Origin of the sequence: Tamlana sp. s12, from assembly GCF_016767215.1 — a bacterium.
In the GTDB taxonomy this organism is placed as follows: domain Bacteria; phylum Bacteroidota; class Bacteroidia; order Flavobacteriales; family Flavobacteriaceae; genus Pseudotamlana; species Pseudotamlana agarivorans.
On the sequence record NZ_CP068547.1, the window covers coordinates 1,907,791 to 1,924,557 of the forward strand.

Here is a 16,767-nt window from a genome sequence, read left to right on the forward strand (position 1 = left end):
TGTCGAAGTGCAGTTTTTATGAATGTTAAATTGTTTTTTCGTGTAAGCGTGTAACTGATAATATCGAATGTCACGCTGAGCCTGTCGAAGCGCAAGCAGTAATAGCGTTAAATGTTTATTTGAAATATAAGATCAGCTAGTGGCCCAAAGACCACAACATACAGCATAAAAATAAAATAAATGAATTTCACTTTAATCGTTTGTACCTACATGCGCCCCGATGCATTATTGACACTCTTGCAATCGGTAGTGACACAAACCTTGTACCCTAATGAAATTTTAATTATCGATGGTTCTACGGATACGCGTACCGAAAAGGTTTTACTCGAAAATCATTTTAGTAATTTAAAATATTTCAAAGTAGGAGAACATCAAAGAGGTTTAACCAAACAACGAAATTTTGGGATTAATCAAGTTGAAGCCACTACTGAAGTGGTTTGCTTTTTAGATGATGATGTGGTTTTGGAAAATAATTACTTTGAAGCCTTAATGTCAACTTATAAAACGCATCCAGAAGCTTTAGCAGTAGGTGGTTATATAACTAATGAGGTGCTTTGGAGTATAGCAAGTTTTCCAGTAAAGAGTGATTTTTATTATTATGATGGTTTCATGCGCAGTGAACCTTCCCGTTTTAAAATACGTCATACATTTGGTTTGACACCCGATGCGCCTCCAGGGTGGATGCCTAGTTTTTCACACGGACGTTCTATTGGCTTTTTTCCTCCGAGTGGTAAAACTTACCCCGTAGAAATGATCATGGGGGGCGTGGCTTCTTACCGCTTAAGTGTTTTCAAAACCCTAAAATTTTCAAACTATTTTGAAGGTTACGGTCTTTATGAAGATGCCGATTTTTCATTGCGTGTAGCAAAGCAAGGGAAATTATTTGTCAATACTGCAGCTCAACTAGAACATTTTCATGACGTTGCTGGTCGCCCCAATCAGTACAAATATGGCACAATGGTTATTCGAAATGGTTGGTATGTGTGGCGAGTAAAATATCCGAATCCTAAATTAAAGGCTAAATTTAAATGGCATGCCACGGCATTTTTACTTATTTTAGTGCGCTTTACCAATGTTTTTAATACAGATAAAAAACAAGAAGCGCTTACTGAAAGTTTAGGTAGAATAGTAGGTTGGTGGAGTTTGTTTTTTTATAAACCATTGTTATAATGTCTAAACCTGTTGTTTTTTTGTCTTTTTCATTACGAGAATCATCAGTGTCAGATTATTTTTTATCCTTGAGTTTGCAATTTATCAGCAATGGCTACGAGGTTGTAATTTTTTCTGATCTTAGAAAACTACCATCAATTGAAATTCACCAAAAAGTGATTTTAAAATATTTATCACTAAAGAATTCAACTAGGTTGGAAGTTGCAAAATTTGTATATAAACAATTTAAATATTATAAGCCTGTTTTAACTATTTCGGTGTTTAGTTCAGTTAATTTATTTGTGTTGATAGGTTACTTGTTAGGTGTTAAAAATAGGGTGGCGTGGATTAGAACACTATCTTCTCAATTTCCTCAAAAATTATACTTGATTAGAAGAAAGAGGTTAATTTACAAGTTCGCGACTTGCATAATTGCAAACTCAGAGGCAACTAGACTAGATGCATTAAATGTTTATGGCATTAGATGGGATAAATTAAAAGTTTTACCAAATTCAGTTGCTGATAATAATGATTCAATTGAAGAAACTAAGAGTGAAATTTTAAAAATAGTTTATGTAGGGAGATTATATGAAACAAAAGGGGTGGATATTTTAATAAAAGCATTTGATTTAGTTTTAGTAGATTATCCCGACTGTAAATTAGAAATAATTGGTTCTGGTGAAAATCTAGGAAAATTAAAAGAACTAGTTATTAAACAGGAAAATCAGAACAGTGTTTTTTTTAGAGGAAATGTTTCAAAAAAAAACGTCCTAAAAGCTTTCAAAGCTAGTTATATAGCTGTTGTGCCAAGTAAAACTGAAGCATTTGGTTATACAGTAATAGAAGCTATGAGTATGAAAACTTTGGTTATCGGAGCTAATAATACTGGAATTAAGGAAATCATTATTGATAATAAAACAGGACTATTGTTTGAAACTGATGACATTGAAGATTTAGCAGAGAAAATAAAATCAGTATTGAAAGATAAAATAAAAAGAAATCATTTAGCGGAATGTGGATATGAACATTTCTTGAATAACTATGAGAATGCAAATGCAGTAATAAGAGATTTTAAATATTTTAATGCCCTAGTTAATCATGCTTAGTATAAATACAAGGTATTCTCTAGCTAAAATAATTTGTAGATTATTACCTCCTATTTTTTCACAGAAAATCCGTGATATTTTAATATCAATTGAAGAAGGTGAGAATTTAGGTGTAGAATTTAAAACAAAGAGTTTTACCGGAAGTTTTTTTTATGGAAATACTTCGGATTTTCATGCGTTTAAATATAGTGTTCACTCTTACTTTGATTGGAGAAATATAATAATCTCAAACGAAGTTTTAAAGTTGTATCCAGGAGATATTATTGAAGTGGGAGCAAATATAGGAACAGAAACTATATCATTTGCTGATATTGCAAAAAAATGCAATAAACAAGTTTATGCATATGAACCGTTACCTGTTAATTTTAAAACGTTAGAAAAAAATAAAAATAAAAACCAACTCCAAAATTTAGAAATTTTTGAAATATTGGTATCTGATGAACCAGGTAAGGGAAAATTAAAAATACCAAATAAAAAAAATTCGGGCTCTGGTTATATTGAAAAAAACACGAAGGAAGGAACCCTTGAATGTAAAGTCATAACTTTGGATCAATTTTTATCTGACAAAATTATTTCTTTTCTATGTATTGATGTTGAGGGGTTTGAATTTCAGGTTATTTCAGGTGGAGCTAAATTAATACGAGATCATAGACCTATTATTGTGACTGAAGTAAATCAGAATTATTTAAGGAATAGAGGAAGAGTCGATTTGGAGGTTTTTTATCAATATTTCCGAAATTTGGATTATAATTGTTATTATGTCACAAAAACAGGTATAAAACAAGTTGATATTTCTATGTTTAAAAATAGAAATAATAAAAATTGGGTTTGCATACCTAAGGAAAAAGAAAATTTAAATTTTAAGATCAAAAAAAGTTTGTTTTTTAATGCGTTTAATCCATTTTTCTGTATTAATCACTTTTGAAAACTTATAGAATGAACTTAGGTGTTTTTACTTTAGTGGAACATAGTATTAAAGGTGAAAAATTGTATGGCTATGCACCCTATGTAAACGAAATAAATTTATGGAGTAACAATGTTGATGACATCATTATTGTTGGCAATGTCAAAGTTGATAATATAATTAGTGCGATTGATATTGCTTATACTTCTGATAAATTAATGTTTGTGGCTATACCTAGCTTTAACGTAACTTCTCTTAAAAATGTATTGAAAGCGATATTCGTTATACCTAAAATTGTCATTTCAATTTTTAAGGTTATGAATCGAGTTGACCACATTCACTTACGATGCCCGGGAAACATAGGGTTACTAGCCTGTTTCGTTCAAATGTTTTTTCCGTCGAAACCTAAAACTGCTAAATATGCTGGAAATTGGGATCCTAATGCTAAACAACCCATAACTTATAAATTACAAAAGTGGTTGTTGAGTAATACTTTCTTAACCAAAAACATGCAAGTGTTAGTTTATGGCGATTGGCCAAATCAAAGTAAAAATATTAAGCCTTTTTTTACGGCATCTTTTTCAGAAACCGAAGTTAAAAATGTACAACCTAAAGAGTTTTCAGGCCCGCTAAATATGGTGTTTTTAGGAAGCTTGGTTGAAGGAAAGCAACCATTAGAAGCTATTAAGATTGCTGAAGCGCTTTCACAAAAAGGAGTGCATGTACAATTAGACCTTTACGGTGATGGGCCACAAAGAAAGCGTTTACAACAGTATATTATCGAAAACAAACTAGAATCTATAGTAAGTTTAAAAGGGAATCAACCAAAAGAAGTCATTAAGGAGGCTTTAAATAGAGCACATTTTTCCATTTTACCTTCTAAATCTGAGGGATGGCCAAAAGCCATAGCCGAAGCTATGTTTTTTGGAGTTATTCCAATCGCCACACCAGTATCTTGTGTGCCTAATATGTTGGATTCAGGAAAACGAGGAATTTTATTAACTAATGATTTTACAGCCGATATTAATAAACTAAGCGCTTTGATTCAGGATAAAACTACTTTAAATAAAATGTCCAAAGCCGCAGTAACCTGGTCTCAGCAATACACTCTAGAACGCTTCGAGGCTGAAATTGCTAAGATTTTGCAGTAATTTTGTAAAAGAGCTGAACAGGAAACGTTACTCATTCCCCCTCGAGGGGGCAGGGGGGTGTTATTCCAACAGAAGCTCCACTACATTTTGCATGACAAGTGTACTCAACATTTACACAATGCATCACAAAGCAACACACACAGACACACAAGGGCTTTAGTTTAATCAGCACAATCGAGCTGAATTGGAAACGAAACTCATTTCCCCTTTGAGGGGGCTGGGGGTGTTCCAAGGCAAAGGTGTACCGAATAGATATGTTTTTATTACTTGAGAAGCTTGAAGAGAAGGATGCTTCACTGCGTTCTGCATGACAGGTGCTTTCAGTATGACAGACATGTTCATATTAAGAACATACTATATTTTCATAAAAAGTTTGTGACTATTAAAAAAATCACATGTCTAAATTCAAAAATACTATTGGAAATCATGCCCTTTTCCAGAATACAAGTATATTTATTCCCTAAAAGACAAGCGTGAGAGTATTACAACTCATAGATACATTAAACACAGGTGGCGCCGAACGCATGGCGGTAAATTTTGCAAATATGCTTTCAACCCAAATTGAAGGTTCTTATTTGTGTACCACTCGTGCTGAAGGACTTTTAAAAGAAAGTGTTTTAAATGAAGTATCCTGTTTGTTTTTAAATAAAAAGTCAGCTATAGATTTTAGAGCCATAAAAAAACTGAATCGCTTTATAATCGAAAATAAAATTGATGTGATTCATGCTCATGCGACATCCTTTTTTTTAGCCACTATTATGAGGTTGTTAAACCCGAAACTCATCGTGATTTGGCATGATCATTACGGAAATAGTGAGTTTTTAGAGCAACGACCTCGATTTGTTTTAAAAAAATGCTCAAAGTTTTTTAATCATGTGTTTACGGTGAATAAAACTTTAGAGGCTTGGGATAGACAAAACCTTTTGGCAAAAAAGGTTACATTTTTGTCAAATTTTGTGTCACCAGACAGGAACTTGGCGACCACTAAACTACAGGGAGTGCTCGGTAAGCGTATCGTTTGTTTGTCGAATTTAAGGCCTCAAAAAGATCATATCAATTTATTAAAGGCTTATGAAATAGTTGTAGAAAAACATCAAGATTGGACTTTGCATTTGGTAGGGAAGGATTTTGAAGATGATTATGCTATGGCGGTTAAAAATCATATTTTTGATCATCAGTTAGATCAAAAGGTTTTCATTTATGGGAGCTGTAAGGATGTGAGTCAAATTTTACAGTCTTGCGATCTGGGGGTTTTGTCTTCAAAGTCGGAAGGCTTACCTTTGGCATTATTAGAATATGGCATGGCAGGCTTACCGGTAGTTGCTACAAATGTGGGCGATTGTGATAAGGTAATTGCTTCAACCGAAGAAGGTGTTTTAGTCGCACCTGAAAATCATGAAGCCTTAGCTTCTGCTATGTTAAGTCTGATTGAAAATAACAGTTTACGTCAACAATTAGCTGAAAATTTGAAGCATAAAATACAAAACGATTTTTCAGGAAAAAAAGCAATCAAATCGGTAATCGAGGTTTATAAGAGCTACAAAAAATGAAGTTAACTCTATACTACAAACTTATCATATTTCATGTAGTTCTGGCAGTTATGGTGTTTGCTTTTAAGCCATTGGCCTTAATGTACTTTTTATTCACCACAGTTTTTTTTAGTTATAAAATTGTAAAGGCCTCTAAAAAGTATAAGTCATTTTATGTTTTGGTGGCCTGTGCTTATGTGGTGGGAGTTGAGGTTTTTTTACGAATGAACGGAGGGACGGTGTTTTATGAAGCTAGTAAATACCTTGTGATTCTTTTTTCTTTAATCGGAATTTTTAGCAATGGTTTCTCTAACCAGGCGCTAATTTATATGCTATACATCTTACTACTAATTCCTGGGATTTTTGTAGCCGTTACCGAAATGGGCTTTGAAACCAATATTCGTAAAGCCATTGCCTTTAACCTAAGTGGCCCTGTGTGTTTGGGTATTGCCGCTGTATTTTGTTATCGGCGAACGGTTACCATCAATCAGATGAAAATTATTCTTTGGGCTTTTTTACTGCCCTTAGTGAGTATTACAACCTATTTGTTTTTGTATACCCCAGATTTAAAAGAGGTCATTACAGGAACTGGTTCAAATTTTGCCACATCGGGAGGCTTTGGTCCCAATCAGGTGGCCACCGTATTGGGGATTGGCATTTTTGTTTTAGCGGTGCGCTTTTTTATTTCTAAAGAAGGGCTATGGCATAGAGCTTTCGACTTGGCGCTTTTAGGTTTGCTGGCCTTTAGAGCCTTAGCGACCTTTAGTAGGGGAGGCGTGATTACTGCTGTTATTATGATTTTAGCCTTTTTAGGCATGTACTATTTAAAGGGCAACCTTAAAACAAAGTTTAAAATTAAATTTTTAGGACTCATTTTTATGGGAGCGATTATCCTTATTTGGTTGGTAAGTTCTATTCAAACTAGTGGGTTTTTAGATAAGCGTTATGCCAATCAAGATGCTGCTGGACGGGAGAAGGATGATGTTACAACGGGCCGTGTCGATTTATTTGCTCAAGAGTTTAGCGAGTTTTTAGACCATCCTTTTTTTGGTGTGGGTGTCGGTAAAATAAAAGAAATTCGATTTAACGAAACAGGAGTTTTAGCTGCTTCTCATAACGAAATGAGTCGCATAATCTCAGAGCATGGCCTCATGGGTATTTTGGCCTTTTCAATTTTATTATTTGCACCACTCCTTTATAGAATTAGAAACCGAAATAACCTGTTTTTCTTTTCGTTTTATTTCTTCTGGCTGCTAACCATTAATCATTCAGCCATGCGTATTGCAGCTCCTGGTTTTTTATATGCTTTATGCTTACTGAATATCAGTTATAAAACTCCAGAAAAGCCTAAAAAGATAGAAATAGAGGCTGCTTAAATCCTTATGAAAAAAATACTGTACATAGGAAATCAGTTAGCGCAGAGCCAAAAAACGGTTACAACTATCGATACGCTGAGTAACTTGTTAAGAGATTCTGGGTTTGATGTGATTACGGCTTCTAGTAAAGTAAATAAAGGGTTACGCTTATTAGACATGCTTAATCTTATTTTTAGATACAGAAAAAGCTTAGACTATGTGCTTATTGATACCTACAGTACACAAAATTTCTATTTTGCTTATAGCTGCGGAAGGCTATGTCAATGGTTGAATCTTAAATACATGCCTATATTGCACGGCGGAAATTTGCCTAAGCGCTTAAAGCAATCTCCGAAGCTTTCAAAAATGTTGTTTGATCATGCGCATGTTAATGTGGCACCTTCACAGTACACGAAATCGAATTTTGAAACGCACGGTATTCATAATGTCATATGCATTCCAAACACCATTACTTTAGAAAACTATCCCTTTGCTTTAAAAGAATATAAGAGTATCAAATTGCTTTGGGTGCGTTCCTTTTCTGAAATTTATAATCCGAAATTAGCTGTAGATATTTTAAAATCACTTTTAAATCAAGGTTTGCAAGCCGAATTATGTATGGTGGGCCCCGAAGGTGATGGCAGTCTTCAAGAAACGAAAGAATATGCGAAAGGTTTAAATGTTGAAGTGCGTTTTACAGGGAAACTGTCGAAGGTTGAGTGGATAGAATTATCAAAAACATATAACTTTTTTATAAACACCACTCACATTGATAATATGCCTGTTAGTGTTATAGAAGCTATGGCTCTGGGCTTGGTTGTGGTGTCGACAAATGTTGGTGGGATGCCTTATCTTATTGACAACGGTGTAGATGGTGTTTTGGTGAAGCCTAATTCAGCGTCCTCTTTTGTTGAGGAGTTATTAGAACTGATAGATAACCCCAAAAAAGCTCAGAAAATCAGTCAAAATGCTAGGAATTTTGTTGCCCAATTTGACTGGCAACATGTTAAAAACAAATGGATCAAACTATTTAACGAAAATAAGGTGTAGTAGAATTTACTTAGTATCTTTAACCTCCCTCAAAAGTTTGATTATGGCGAAAAGCAATATACATTTTAATATTTCCGAGCGTAAGATCTTGTTACGATGTTTTGATCTGATTTCAGTGCTTTTAGTGTTATATTTTGTAGGACGTATATTTCATTTTGATTATTTTACCATCAGCAACCAGAACTGGACCTGGGTGTTTGTATTACTATTATATCTTTCGGTATTCGGTTCTATTTTTGAACTTTATGATTTGCAAAAATCCAGTAAATTGGAGCGCATTTCATTTGGAATTATCATGACGGGATCGGTTACGGTTTTGTTTTATTTGTTAACCCCTTTTTATACCCCCGTTTTACCGGGCAACCGACTACAAATTCTATACTTTTATTTTGCTATACTTTTAGCACTTTTTATTTGGCGCTTTGCCTATATCACATTTATTGCATCACCAAGATTTCATAAAAAGGTATTAATCATAGGGGAGGGCAGCATGATTGAAAATATTGTTGATGCTTTCAACGAAACCGATCCGAATTATAAAATAGTGGCTTTTGTAAATTGTGAAGCTTCTCAAGAAATGTCTCATATAAAGTTAGATGGTATTACTGAATACCAGCCCAAGGACATTGAAGACATCATCAATAAAGAAGGGATTTCTGAAGTAGTTGTGGCAAGTTATAATTCGGAAACAATCACATCAGAAACCTATGTGACGCTTATTAAATTGCTAGAAGCCGGATTTCCTATTAATGAATATACCAATGTGTATGAGGAAATGACCGAACGTGTTCCGGTGCAGTTTGTGGGTAAAGATTTTTACAAGTACTTCCCTTTTAGTAGGAATAATAAAAATAAATTGTATCTGTTTTTTAGACGGGTTTTCGATTTGATTTTAGCCAGTTGCGGATTACTAATAGGAGTATGTTTATTGCCGATTGTTTTAGTTGGAAACCTTTTGGCTAATAGAGGTCCTTTATTTTATACCCAAGAGCGTGTTGGGAAAAATGGTAAGCTATTTAAGATTATCAAATACCGTACGATGATTAAAAATGCAGAAACAACAAAAGCGATTTGGGCGACTAAAGATGATCGTAGAATAACGCCGTTTGGAAAGTTTATGCGCCATACAAGGTTGGATGAATTTCCTCAGTTTCTTAATGTTTTAAAAGGCGAAATGAGTTTTATAGGACCTAGGCCTGAACGTGAAGTATTTGTAAAAGAACTCTCTAAAGAATTACCTTTTTACGAAACGAGACATATTGTAAAACCTGGTTTAACCGGATGGGCACAGGTTAAAACGCGCTATGCTTCATCTGTAGATGACAGTTTGTTAAAACTTCAGTATGACCTATACTATATTAAACATCGTGGCTTTTTTCTTGATATTATTATTCTAGTCAAAACCATGAGTACGGTCATATTTCTAAGAGGACAGTAGCCTTTTCAGCTTAAAAACTGATAAAATTTAGCGGTTGTAATTCCAAACCAGGAATACATACCTAAGCATTAGGGCTATTAATATCGGAATTAATCCAATAGCAAAAACTTGAACTCCGATAATCCAATGTAGTGTCAATAAGCACAAAAGGATTATGAGTAGCTTAAGGTATTTAACAAACCATACAGCAGGCTTGGCTTTGAGGAATTGTCCGATTACAAAAAGGTTTAAAGCAAAGGCCCATAGTAAATTATAGTTTTGATGTGTGCCTTTATGATCGGTGGCAAACCAAAGCAATAGGATAAGTACACCTATAACGCCAGTAATTGCGAAAATCAAGACATCCAACCATTTACTTTGTTGTTGGTTTTTATAGTCTTTAAAGGTGATAAAAAGGATTAAACACCCTATGATGCCTAAAAGGAATAAGGGGCTGGTTAAAAAGTTATTTTTCGCAGGAGGTTGTTGCTGACTATATAAAATACGGCTGCTGCTTACCAACGGTTTGTTTTTGCCAATAGTGGCAGTTTCAAAGAATTTGTAGATGTTTTTAGGTAAAAACATATGATCCTCGGCAGGCGCTTGTCTGTCAATAACCGACCCTAAGCAAATATCGATACCTAAACTTCCCCAGCTATTTCTGTTTAATTCGTTTTGGATTAAAGTACGAAAACTGGCATTTTTAAAATCCTTAGGTTCGTGAAATTCAATCGTGTTATTTACGGCAATATTGGTAACATCTTTAATTTTAGTAGCACAATTATCAAAAAAGAAATCGTACAGATAACCACGGTTTTCAGGTTTGTAATTGTTTATTAAATAATCGTAGAGTTTTTGTTTTTCGGCCTGGGTTAGGTTTAAAACCTGCTCACGAATGGATCGGTCGTAATAGCGATAAACCTGGTAAAACCTGTTGTATTCGGTTTTACTGATGAGGTAATTCAGTTTACCTTGAGCAAATTTCAGATAGAAGTTTGGCGTGTCAAAATCGTATTCACCATAACCATAAACCACATCAAGACCAGATAAACGGTCTTTTATTCTAAAGCCACTATGACCAAAAGCATCGTTTAAATGATTACCAGGTCCAACGGTAAGCACGCTCACAGTAGCGGTTTCCGATAACTGGTGCTGCTGTGCAATGGAAAAGTGAATCGTAAAAAAAAGGAGAATAAAAAAGCTAAGTTTTTGCATCATCTAAAAATACTAAAATCCAGTTTTAAGGAAAATACGTTGGAATAAAGCGCCACACTTTGATCGCCAATATCGGTAAAAGCATAATCCACCTGAATACCCCGATAATTAAATCCGACACCAAAAGTAGGCTGAAAGCTTATTTGCTCAGAATTATCGATTTGTAATTCATTTTGAAAATTACCCATACCACCACGTAAATACACCATATCGATATAGCCAAACTCAAAACCTAAAGCGGGATTGATACTCGCCACCGATGTTGAAATAATATCGTTATTCTCTTCAAAACGCACGTTTAAATTAACAGAAGTGAGTAGGCTATAGTCATAATGAAAATCTACTTTTTTAGAAATCCCAATTTGTAATTTCGGAATAGTGATTTCAGTAGTTTCAGGAAGTTCTTGATTTTGCCCAGGAATGGCATCCTGAATGGTTTTAAATTCATCCTCATCAATAGCCCAAGCATTAAAAGTGGTGGTGATGTCACGAGCCATGATTCCAAATTTCCAGTTATTCTGTGTTTGAAATTGCATACCAAAGTCGAGTCCGAATCCCCACGACGACGCAAAATCGCCAATTATTCTTCTAATCACTTTGGCATTAACACCATAATTTAAACCTTGAACAGGCATGTGCCTGGCGTATGAAAACGTAAAGCCGTAATCGGCTGTAGAAAACAAACTAATACGGTCGTAATTGATGTTGCCTTGGGCATCTATAAGTTGTGTGGTATTTAAGATATCATCTACACCAAAACGGATCAGTGAAAACCCCATAGCACTTCTATCGTCAATAGGCATGGCAAAAGCAGCATAATCGTAATTAGCAATATTCGCAAAGTAACTGGAGTGCATAAGTGAGGCTTGGTTGTCCTTCAACTTTAATAGCCCTGCAGGATTCCAATACCCCGAATTAACATCGGCAGTATGGGCGGTTACGGCGTTACTCATGCCTAAAGCAGCGGCATCTACACCAATATTCATGAACTCATTAGAGTACTTTCTAACAGCTTGTCCGAAGGCAGAAAGGGATAGAATTAAAATGAATACGGTTAGGTTGGTTTTCAAATGTAAATTTTTTACAAATATGCACATAAATTATAAACCTATAAACTGCAATTTAGGGTAGATATTGTTTATTCGCTATTACAGACTAAATTTGTTTGTTATTTTTACTAAAATTTTGAGACCCTGTTTAAAAGAGGTGTTGTTTTGATTCTTGGAATTAGATGGTGAGAGGCGGCGTGTTTTGTGAGGAGCGAGACGTCAGCCTGAGCCTCTCGAAGGCTATCATCAGCATGGTGTAAGTTGTGCTTGGACAAGCTCAGCGTGACAGAGGATCAAAGCATGAATGACGCTTTAACAGCATATAACTAAAACGATTTCATTTATATTATGAAGAAACATATACCTAATGCGCTAACACTTTTAAATTTATTCTGCGGAAGTATAGCGGTAATTTTCGCTGTAAATGACCAATTTGTGTACGCAGCCTTTTTTGTGTTTCTCGGCATCTTTTTCGATTTCTTTGATGGATTTGCAGCTAGAAAACTGAAAGTATCTAGTGAATTAGGTTTGCAATTAGATTCTTTAGCAGATATGGTAACTAGTGGGTTAGTGCCGGGAATTGTCATGTACAAACTCTTAGAATTGTCTTTGCCTGCATGGGGGGATTTGGAAACTGTAGCACAAGAATCGCTTGAGGTATCAGATTTAGAATTTAATATGATTTTTCCATTTTTCGGACTCCTTATTACTTTAGGATCGGCATATCGTTTGGCGAAGTTTAATATAGACGATGAGCAGCAATCATTTTTTAAAGGCTTACCAACGCCTGCCAATGCCATTTTAATATTGGGTCTGCCTCTAATTTTAGAGTTTCAAAACAGTGATTTTATACAATCTGTTATTTTAAATACGTGGTTTTTAGTAGGTATGACTCTTTTAAGCTGTTATGTTTTAAATGCTAATATTAAATTATTTGCTTTAAAATTTAAAGACTTCCGTTTCAAGGGAAATGTGATTCGTTATATTTTCTTGATTATGAGTGTGGTATTTGTGATGGTTTTAAAGTTTATCGCCATTCCTGCTATCATCTTATTTTATATCCTTTTATCTGTAATAGACAATTCAACTTCAAAATAAAATAAATGGCATCAGGTTTTTTTGCATTATTAGATGATATCGCCAGCTTAATGGACGATGTTGTGGTTATGAGTAAAGTGTCTGCTAAAAAAACAGCAGGGATTTTAGGGGATGATTTGGCAGTGAATGCCGAAAAAGCCACTGGTTTTTTAGCTTCACGAGAGCTGCCTGTTTTGTGGGCTATTGCCAAAGGTTCTTTACTAAACAAAGTGATTATTTTGCCTATAGCTTTTTTATTGAGCGCCTTTGCGCCTTGGGGCGTGACTCTGGCTCTAATTTTAGGAGGTGTTTATTTGGCTTTTGAAGGTGTTGAAAAAATAATACATTATATTTTTCCGCATAAAGAAGATGAACACCCTGAAGTTCATGTGGAAAAACAAAATCTTACTGCAGAGGAAAGAGTAGAAACTGAAAAAAAGAAAATTAAAGCGGCCATTGTAACCGATTTCATCCTTTCGGTAGAAATCGTAATTATCGCTTTAGGCTCTGTAGTTGAAGAACCTTTACTAACTCAGATTTTAGTGGTTTCGGTGGTAGCGTTGATAGCAACTATTGGGGTGTATGGTATAGTGGCTTTAATTGTTCGTATGGACGATTTCGGGTTTAAGCTGATTAGTCTTAACGATAACAAAAAAAGTGTCACCCATGTGCTGGGAGGCGTACTCGTTAAAACCTTGCCTTGGGTGATAAAAATCTTAGCTGTAGTTGGTACTATCGCCTTACTTCTTGTTTCAGGCGGCATTTTTGTACATCACATTGATTATTTTCACCACTTTCTAGAAGATTTCCCTTTTGTTGTCAGAGAATTTATCTTAGGCCTACTCATAGGTGCATTAGCCTTTTTGATTTTTAAAGGTATAGTAGGTATTAAGAAACTGGTTTCTAAGTGATCTTAGGAATGAATTAAAGAAACCTGTTAAAGGTTTAAATAAAAAAGATCTCAAGCCTTGTTTTTGGGGTGTTTTTTTAACTAGATATAGGATTAATTTGAATTTGTCCTCCGATTGCTTTTAATACTTTCATAATTGTCGCAAATTGTGGTTTTGCACCATCAGATAATGCTTTATATAAACTTGGTCTACTCAAACCAGTTTCCTCTGAAATTTTTGTCATTCCTATAGCTTTTGCGATATGTCCGATGGCATTAATGATATCTGCATTTGTCCCCTCTTCTAAAACAGTATTGAGGTATTCTGCAATCATTTCTTTGCTTTCTAAATAATCTGCTATTTCAAATCTTGAAGTTCCCATTTTTTAATTGTTTAAATTTCTCCAAATTTCTTTTGCTTTTGTAATGTCTTTTTGTTGTGTAGATTTATCCCCGCCTATAAGCAGTACAATTATTTTTCTGTCTTTTTCTTTGAAATAAACCCTATAGCCTTTAGCGAAATTTATTCTCATTTCTCGAATACCATCACCAACAATTTTACAATCTCCAAAATGTTCGTCGGTTTCTAATTTTTGAATTCTGAATAAAATTTTAGCTTTCGCTTTTAGGTCTTTTAGCTTTCTAAACCATTTGTCAAATTCATTTGTTTTTTCAATAAAGAACATAAAAACGTATCTACTTGGATACAAATTTAAAAGAAATATTTGAAATAATTCAGTAAAATTAAATTTATAACATGTTGAGGTTTTATTTGAAGTTAGCAGTAGCTAAAATACGAATCAAAAGCCCTTCAACAGGTTTTGGCTAGTTACACGAAAACAATTTAACGCTTCACATTGGTAACGCCTAAACAATCGAAATATGGAGCTTTTATGTTTAGAGATTAAAAATGGTTATATTAGCATTATGGATTTGAAGGAATCAATAAAATATAAAATGACAGAGTTTTTATCATTATGCAAATCTCATAATGTTAAAACTTTGTATGCTTTTGGGTCTTCTGTAACCGATCAATTTAATGACGATTCTAGTGATATCGATTTATTGATAGAAATTGAAAATCAAGATCCCATTGAACGAGGAGAGTCGCTAATTAGTATTTGGGATAAATTTGAACTCTTTTTTCAAAGAAAAGTAGACTTGTTAACTGATTCATCTATTAGAAATCCTATTTTAAAAAGAAATATTGATGCTACTAAAATTTTGATCTATGACGGACAAAAGCAAGAAATATCTATCTGATATTTTAATCGCTATTGAATTAATAGAAAAGTTTACAGTAGACGTTTTGGATTTTAAGGCTTATCAAGAAGATTTAAAAACACAAAGTGCGGTAGAACGACAACTATCAATTATTGGGGAAGCGCTAAATCAATTCAAAAAAGCAGAACCAGATATTTCAATTGAAAATGCTGCACAGATCATTGGTTTTAGAAACAGATTGGTTCATGCTTACGGTAGTATAGATAACGCAATTGTTTGGGCCATTATTAACATCCATATCCGTAAATTAAAAACAGAAGTGGAAAATAAATTTGGTGTACGTTAGTCTGAATGCGCTTGGAAAAATTCCTTCCACGACATTTTGATAAATGTTGCCTTCGGTACACGATTAAACCATTAAACGTATCAACATCATTTCAAAAACTTAAAAAGGATTTTCTTAGTTTGTTTTGAATTTTTACTTCTAACTCGGATTGCACTCATCAAGCCCAGCGTGACAAACCTAGCTCTCAGTTACACGATTAAACAATTAAACGTTTCAACAGTATTGTACTCCCAATAATCAATAGTAAATAATAAATAAACAATCAAAAGGAAGAAGACGTTTCGCCGTCATTCAGTAGGAGGTAGGACTGAAGAATCTGTTTAAAAGTAATTTGTTGGGACAATAGTTTTTTTTATTTCTAATATCTACTATCTAACTTTTAATATTTATAGTCTTTTATCAAGCCCAGCGTGACAAACGTTATTCACGATTACACAAATACACAATTAAACGTATCAACAATATTTAACTCCCAATAATCAATAATCAATAATCAATCCCGAATGATCACTCTCGAATCTTCTTCTTTCTAAGCTCGAAATTCTGTCCTAGGTACACCTTTCTTACCATTTCGTCGTTGGCTAATTCTTCGGGTTCACCAGCTTTTAGGATGCTACCTTCAAACATTAGGTAGGTTCTATCTGTAATGGCTAAAGTTTCTTGTACGTTATGATCGGTAATTAAAATACCAATATTCTTTTTGGTGAGTTGTGCTACGATGCGTTGAATGTCTTCAACGGCCACGGGGTCTACACCAGCAAAAGGTTCATCTAATAAAATAAAGTTAGGATCGGTTGCTAAAGCACGTGCAATTTCGGTACGTCTACGCTCACCACCAGACAATAAATCGCCACGACTTTTTCGAATATGCCCTAAGCTAAATTCATCAATAAGGGCCTCCATTTTGTAGTTTTGCTCCTTTTTTGAGAGTTTGGTAAGCTGAAGAACACTTAAAATATTGTCTTCAATACTCAGTTTTCTAAAAACAGAAGCTTCTTGTGCCAAATAACCAATACCATTTTGGGCACGTTTATACATGGGATAATTTGTGATTTCAGTATCCTCCAAGAAAATATGGCCGCCATTAGGTTTAATCAAGCCAACAATCATGTAAAAAGACGTGGTTTTTCCAGCACCATTAGGGCCTAGAAGTCCAACGATTTCACCTTGTCTCACTTCAAGGGAAACGTCTTTTACAACTTTTCGTCCGCTATAGGACTTCATTAAATTCTGAGCTTTTAAAATCATAATGTTATCATCTGAAGGCTAAAATTAGTAAAATGATACTAATGGAATAGGCAAATTT

Annotated in this window: 17 protein-coding genes; 12 read left to right on the forward strand and 5 right to left on the reverse strand. The window is 34.4% G+C overall.

What is annotated here, in order from left to right; all coding sequences use genetic code 11:
* Positions 1-180 precede the first annotated feature (180 nt).
* The 8 genes from JJL45_RS08280 to JJL45_RS08315 all read left to right on the forward strand — a co-directional run bounded on the left by JJL45_RS08280 (position 181) and on the right by JJL45_RS08315 (position 9,682).
* A complete protein-coding gene (locus JJL45_RS08280; RefSeq protein WP_068602928.1) occupies positions 181-1,170 on the forward strand; it encodes a glycosyltransferase family 2 protein in 990 nt (329 codons plus the stop codon).
* Positions 1,170-2,255, forward strand: a complete 1,086-nt coding sequence (locus tag JJL45_RS08285; RefSeq protein WP_068602927.1) for a glycosyltransferase family 4 protein — start codon at positions 1,170-1,172, stop codon at positions 2,253-2,255. The genes JJL45_RS08280 and JJL45_RS08285 overlap by 1 nt, the downstream gene beginning before the upstream one ends.
* A complete protein-coding gene (locus JJL45_RS08290; protein ID WP_068602926.1) occupies positions 2,248-3,180 on the forward strand; it encodes an FkbM family methyltransferase in 933 nt (310 codons plus the stop codon). The genes JJL45_RS08285 and JJL45_RS08290 overlap by 8 nt, the downstream gene beginning before the upstream one ends.
* A gap of 11 nt (positions 3,181-3,191) precedes the next feature.
* Positions 3,192-4,310, forward strand: coding sequence for a glycosyltransferase family 4 protein (locus tag JJL45_RS08295; protein WP_068602925.1), 1,119 nt, complete (start codon positions 3,192-3,194; stop codon positions 4,308-4,310).
* Positions 4,311-4,783: 473 nt separating this feature from the next.
* Positions 4,784-5,860 carry a glycosyltransferase family 4 protein gene (locus tag JJL45_RS08300; protein ID WP_068602924.1) on the forward strand — a complete coding sequence of 359 codons (1,077 nt, stop codon included), beginning with the start codon at positions 4,784-4,786 and terminating at the stop codon, positions 5,858-5,860.
* Positions 5,857-7,215: an O-antigen ligase family protein gene (locus JJL45_RS08305; protein ID WP_068602923.1), complete on the forward strand. Its 1,359-nt coding sequence runs from the start codon at positions 5,857-5,859 to the stop codon at positions 7,213-7,215. Before JJL45_RS08300 ends, JJL45_RS08305 begins: the two co-directional genes overlap by 4 nt.
* Before the next feature lie 6 nt (positions 7,216-7,221).
* Positions 7,222-8,244 (forward strand): glycosyltransferase family 4 protein, encoded by a 1,023-nt coding sequence (locus tag JJL45_RS08310; protein WP_068602922.1) that lies wholly within the window; start codon positions 7,222-7,224, stop codon positions 8,242-8,244.
* A gap of 43 nt (positions 8,245-8,287) precedes the next feature.
* Positions 8,288-9,682, forward strand: a complete 1,395-nt coding sequence (locus tag JJL45_RS08315; protein ID WP_068603137.1) for a sugar transferase — start codon at positions 8,288-8,290, stop codon at positions 9,680-9,682.
* A 27-nt stretch (positions 9,683-9,709) separates the two neighbouring features.
* Here JJL45_RS08315 and JJL45_RS08320 read toward each other — a convergent pair whose 3' ends face one another.
* Together JJL45_RS08320 and JJL45_RS08325 are read right to left on the reverse strand one after the other, a co-directional pair.
* Positions 9,710-10,879: a DUF4105 domain-containing protein gene (locus JJL45_RS08320; RefSeq protein WP_068602921.1), complete on the reverse strand. Its 1,170-nt coding sequence runs from the start codon at positions 10,877-10,879 to the stop codon at positions 9,710-9,712.
* On the reverse strand, positions 10,876-11,862 hold the full coding sequence (locus JJL45_RS08325) for a PorV/PorQ family protein (protein ID WP_242521428.1): 987 nt from the start codon (positions 11,860-11,862) through the stop codon (positions 10,876-10,878). The genes JJL45_RS08320 and JJL45_RS08325 overlap by 4 nt, the downstream gene beginning before the upstream one ends.
* A 411-nt stretch (positions 11,863-12,273) precedes the next feature.
* Here JJL45_RS08325 and JJL45_RS08330 point away from each other — a divergent pair, with 411 nt between their 5' ends.
* Entirely contained in the window at positions 12,274-13,023 is a 750-nt protein-coding gene (locus tag JJL45_RS08330; RefSeq protein ID WP_068602919.1) for a CDP-alcohol phosphatidyltransferase family protein, read from the forward strand.
* A 5-nt stretch (positions 13,024-13,028) separates the two neighbouring features.
* Positions 13,029-13,913 carry a DUF808 domain-containing protein gene (locus tag JJL45_RS08335; RefSeq protein WP_068602918.1) on the forward strand — a complete coding sequence of 295 codons (885 nt, stop codon included), beginning with the start codon at positions 13,029-13,031 and terminating at the stop codon, positions 13,911-13,913.
* A gap of 76 nt (positions 13,914-13,989) precedes the next feature.
* On the opposite strand, the gene JJL45_RS08340 is transcribed toward JJL45_RS08335, so the two are convergent.
* Together JJL45_RS08340 and JJL45_RS08345 are read right to left on the reverse strand one after the other, a co-directional pair.
* Positions 13,990-14,274, reverse strand: a complete 285-nt coding sequence (locus tag JJL45_RS08340; protein WP_068602917.1) for an addiction module antidote protein — start codon at positions 14,272-14,274, stop codon at positions 13,990-13,992.
* A 3-nt stretch (positions 14,275-14,277) separates the two neighbouring features.
* Positions 14,278-14,577, reverse strand: a complete 300-nt coding sequence (locus tag JJL45_RS08345) for a type II toxin-antitoxin system RelE/ParE family toxin (RefSeq protein ID WP_068602916.1) — start codon at positions 14,575-14,577, stop codon at positions 14,278-14,280.
* Positions 14,578-14,773: 196 nt separating this feature from the next.
* Between JJL45_RS08345 and JJL45_RS08350 the strand changes: the two genes are divergently transcribed.
* Both JJL45_RS08350 and JJL45_RS08355 read left to right on the forward strand, forming a co-directional pair.
* Positions 14,774-15,154 (forward strand): nucleotidyltransferase family protein, encoded by a 381-nt coding sequence (locus JJL45_RS08350; RefSeq protein WP_242521376.1) that lies wholly within the window; start codon positions 14,774-14,776, stop codon positions 15,152-15,154.
* On the forward strand, positions 15,123-15,461 hold the full coding sequence (locus JJL45_RS08355; protein WP_068602915.1) for a DUF86 domain-containing protein: 339 nt from the start codon (positions 15,123-15,125) through the stop codon (positions 15,459-15,461). The genes JJL45_RS08350 and JJL45_RS08355 overlap by 32 nt, the downstream gene beginning before the upstream one ends.
* A 507-nt stretch (positions 15,462-15,968) precedes the next feature.
* On the opposite strand, the gene lptB is transcribed toward JJL45_RS08355, so the two are convergent.
* Positions 15,969-16,709 carry an LPS export ABC transporter ATP-binding protein gene (lptB, locus tag JJL45_RS08360; RefSeq protein ID WP_067150611.1) on the reverse strand — a complete coding sequence of 247 codons (741 nt, stop codon included), beginning with the start codon at positions 16,707-16,709 and terminating at the stop codon, positions 15,969-15,971.
* Between the last annotated feature and the right edge of the window lie 58 nt (positions 16,710-16,767).

What these genes read in the sequence shown, in the direction of transcription:
- JJL45_RS08280 (WP_068602928.1), top strand. Translation starts at nt 181, where the DNA reads ATGAATTTCACTTTAATCGTTTGTACCTACATGCGCCCCGATGCATTA.
- JJL45_RS08285 (WP_068602927.1), top strand. Translation starts at nt 1,170, where the DNA reads ATGTCTAAACCTGTTGTTTTTTTGTCTTTTTCATTACGAGAATCATCA.
- JJL45_RS08290 (WP_068602926.1), top strand. Translation starts at nt 2,248, where the DNA reads ATGCTTAGTATAAATACAAGGTATTCTCTAGCTAAAATAATTTGTAGA.
- JJL45_RS08295 (WP_068602925.1), top strand. Translation starts at nt 3,192, where the DNA reads ATGAACTTAGGTGTTTTTACTTTAGTGGAACATAGTATTAAAGGTGAA.
- JJL45_RS08305 (WP_068602923.1), top strand. Translation starts at nt 5,857, where the DNA reads ATGAAGTTAACTCTATACTACAAACTTATCATATTTCATGTAGTTCTG.
- JJL45_RS08310 (WP_068602922.1), top strand. Translation starts at nt 7,222, where the DNA reads ATGAAAAAAATACTGTACATAGGAAATCAGTTAGCGCAGAGCCAAAAA.
- JJL45_RS08315 (WP_068603137.1), top strand. Translation starts at nt 8,288, where the DNA reads ATGGCGAAAAGCAATATACATTTTAATATTTCCGAGCGTAAGATCTTG.
- JJL45_RS08320 (WP_068602921.1), bottom strand. Translation starts at nt 10,879, where the DNA reads ATGATGCAAAAACTTAGCTTTTTTATTCTCCTTTTTTTTACGATTCAC.
- JJL45_RS08325 (WP_242521428.1), bottom strand. Translation starts at nt 11,862, where the DNA reads ATGAATATTGGTGTAGATGCCGCTGCTTTAGGCATGAGTAACGCCGTA.
- JJL45_RS08330 (WP_068602919.1), top strand. Translation starts at nt 12,274, where the DNA reads ATGAAGAAACATATACCTAATGCGCTAACACTTTTAAATTTATTCTGC.
- JJL45_RS08335 (WP_068602918.1), top strand. Translation starts at nt 13,029, where the DNA reads ATGGCATCAGGTTTTTTTGCATTATTAGATGATATCGCCAGCTTAATG.
- JJL45_RS08340 (WP_068602917.1), bottom strand. Translation starts at nt 14,274, where the DNA reads ATGGGAACTTCAAGATTTGAAATAGCAGATTATTTAGAAAGCAAAGAA.
- JJL45_RS08345 (WP_068602916.1), bottom strand. Translation starts at nt 14,577, where the DNA reads ATGTTCTTTATTGAAAAAACAAATGAATTTGACAAATGGTTTAGAAAG.
- JJL45_RS08350 (WP_242521376.1), top strand. Translation starts at nt 14,774, where the DNA reads ATGGAGCTTTTATGTTTAGAGATTAAAAATGGTTATATTAGCATTATG.
- JJL45_RS08355 (WP_068602915.1), top strand. Translation starts at nt 15,123, where the DNA reads ATGACGGACAAAAGCAAGAAATATCTATCTGATATTTTAATCGCTATT.
- lptB (WP_067150611.1), bottom strand. Translation starts at nt 16,709, where the DNA reads ATGATTTTAAAAGCTCAGAATTTAATGAAGTCCTATAGCGGACGAAAA.